This window comes from Alcanivorax sp. HI0083 (genome assembly GCF_001635175.1).
Map to the genome: position 1 here is coordinate 1 of NZ_LWFX01001143.1, position 2,639 is coordinate 2,639.

The window sequence follows — 2,639 nt, forward strand, 5'->3', positions numbered from 1 at the left end:
CCTTCATCAACCAGTACACCGGCCACATCTTCGTCAACGTCCAACTCATTGATGAACGTCTGCAAGGCCTGTTCCGCTTCTTCTTCCTGTTTGGTCTCAGCGTCATCAATAGTCATGACGTTGAGTTCCCAGCCGGTCAGCTCGGAGGCCAGGCGAATGTTCTGCCCGCTGCGGCCGATAGCCTGGGCCAGTGCGGATTCGTCTTCCACGGCGATATCCATGGAATGGCTTTCTTCATCCATCACGATGGAAGCCACTTCCGCCGGCTGCATGGCATTGATCACCAGCTGCGCCGGGTTGTCGTCCCACAGGACGATATCGATACGCTCGCCGGCCAACTCATTGGACACCGCCTGGACACGCGCGCCGCGCATACCCACACAGGCACCCACTGGATCAATGCGTTGATCATTGGTTTTCACGGCAATCTTGGCGCGGGACCCCGGATCACGGGCAGCACCCTTGATCTCGATCAGCTCTTCACCGATCTCCGGCACTTCGATCTTGAACAATTCGATCAGCATGTCCGGGCAAGCGCGGCTGGCGAACAGCTGCGGCCCCCGGTTTTCCTCATTTACACCCAACAGGTAGGCGCGGATGCGGTCGTTCTGACGAACCGCTTCACGGGGAATCATGTGCTCGCGGGTAATCAGCGCTTCAGCATTGCCACCGAGATCCAGAATAATGGAATCCCGGGTCGCTTTTTTCACCGTGCCGCTAACCAGGTCGCCAATGCGATCACGATATTCTTCAACAATCTGACGGCGCTCGGCTTCACGTACCTTTTGTACGATAACCTGCTTGGCAGTCTGTGCAGCGATACGGCCAAAGGCTTCGGATTCAACTTCCTCTTCCCAGGTATCACCGATCTGCAGCGACGCATCCTGCTCGTGCGCTTCATCCAGTGTCAGCTGCTTGCCAAACTCGTAGAGCTCCTCGTCTGGCACCACGTGCCATACACGGAAACTCCTGGCATTGCCGGACACCCGGTCAATCTCCACACGAATTTCTACGTCTTCTTGCTTGAAACGTTTCTTGGTGGCCGCCGCGAGTGCCAGCTCAATGGCCTCGAAGATTACGTCTCGGCTTACACCTTTCTCGTTTGATACGGTTTCCGCTACCAGCAGGATCTCTTTGTTCATGGCCAGGCCTTTACAAAGACTAAAGTTCTTCAGGGCGTACTCAGTCGAAGCGGGGCTGCAACCGGGCACGATCTACCTGACTGTAAGGAACACGCAAGGTTTCGCCATCCAGCTCCACCACCAGCGTATCGCCATCCACGGCCACAATGGCCGCCGTCATTTTGCGCTTGCCGCTTACCGGTGCCAGCAACTTGAGCTGCACATCTTCACCGATGTAATCGACATACTGCGCAATTTCGAACATGGGCCGATCCATGCCCGGTGAAGACACCTCAAGGTTATATTCACCGGAAATCGGATCTTCCACATCCAGCACGCCGCTGACTTCGTGACTCACGGCCGCGCAATTATCTACCGAGATACCGTCTGCATGGTCAATAAATACACGCAGAACAGCCCCGCGCCCCTGGATGTATTCAACACCCCAGAGCACGAAGCCCAGATCTTCCACTACCGGAGCGAGCAGCTCCGTTAATTGTTCCGTGCGTTTTGACATAAAACTTTCCGACGGTACAAACAAAAAATGGGCCCGAGGATGTCACAGCGATTGCAGCTTTGCCGCACAACGACCGTGTATCCACCGCCCATTCCCACTAACCGGGTCGGTTTGCGGATAACAAAAAGCCCCTGCTAGAGGGGCTTTTTGTCCGCTTTGAACCAGAGATGTTTTTCTGGTTCCTCTAAGTGGTAGCGGGGGCAGGATTTGAACCTACGACCTTCGGGTTATGAGCCCGACGAGCTACCAGACTGCTCCACCCCGCATCAAAATCGAGCGCAAATAATACTTAGAGGCACTCACTCTGTCAAGGCATTATCGAAAAAGTATTTATTTTTCGAAGCCTTAGCATCGGGAAAAGCCACATAACCCGATACTGATCAACCCGTGGGTCGATTCTGAAGAAAGCCGGTCAATCCACCGATTTCCTTCATACGTTTCGCTGACAACACACACCAGCAAAACGTTCCCTAATTGGTGCCGAAGGCCGGACTTGAACCGGCACGAGCGAAGCTCACTACCCCCTCAAGATAGCGTGTCTACCAATTCCACCACTTCGGCAAAGAACGCTTACTTACTGCTCCGGCTGAGGCGCGTCAGCCGGGGCCGGGGATTCTACCTCAGCTTGAGGCACATCCGAAACTTCTTTTTGCCCTTCATTGGCTTCTGGCGCCACAGGCACTTCTGTCATGCCAGCGGGCACGTCGGATTGCTCCTCGTCAACGACGGGAACATCCTGATGCTCGACGGTTTCCAGTTCCGGCAGGAAGCTACGGGTGCTGTCCGCTTCCTGACGCGCCATCCAGGCCAACACCAGGCTGGTCACAAAGAAAACCGCCGCCAGCACCGCCGTGGCACGGGTCAGGAAGTTTGCCGAACCGGCGCTCCCGAATACCGTCTGCGAGCCACCGCCGCCAAAGGAAGCACCGGCATCCGCGCCTTTACCGTGCTGAATAAGCACCAGACCAATCAGCCCAAGGGCTGCCAGCACGTGCACTACA

The 2,639-nt window shown here is 55.7% G+C and carries 3 protein-coding genes and 2 tRNA genes; all 5 read right to left on the reverse strand.

What is annotated here, in order from left to right; translation table 11 throughout:
- Positions 1–1,142 (reverse strand): transcription termination factor NusA (gene nusA, locus A3754_RS16165; protein ID WP_063520528.1); only part of this gene is annotated, 1,142 nt, incomplete at its 3' end.
- A 40-nt stretch (positions 1,143–1,182) separates the two neighbouring features.
- Complete coding sequence (gene rimP, locus A3754_RS16170) at positions 1,183–1,638, reverse strand: ribosome maturation factor RimP (RefSeq protein WP_007149481.1); 456 nt, start codon at positions 1,636–1,638, stop codon at positions 1,183–1,185.
- Between the two features lie 189 nt (positions 1,639–1,827).
- Positions 1,828–1,904, reverse strand: a tRNA-Met gene (locus A3754_RS16175).
- A 209-nt stretch (positions 1,905–2,113) separates the two neighbouring features.
- A tRNA-Leu gene (locus tag A3754_RS16180) sits at positions 2,114–2,199 on the reverse strand.
- Positions 2,200–2,212: 13 nt separating this feature from the next.
- The coding region (gene secG / locus A3754_RS16185) for a preprotein translocase subunit SecG (protein WP_231880654.1) at positions 2,213–2,639 on the reverse strand (427 nt) is incomplete at its 5' end.

What these genes read in the sequence shown, in the direction of transcription:
- rimP (WP_007149481.1), bottom strand. Translation starts at nt 1,638, where the DNA reads ATGTCAAAACGCACGGAACAATTAACGGAGCTGCTCGCTCCGGTAGTG.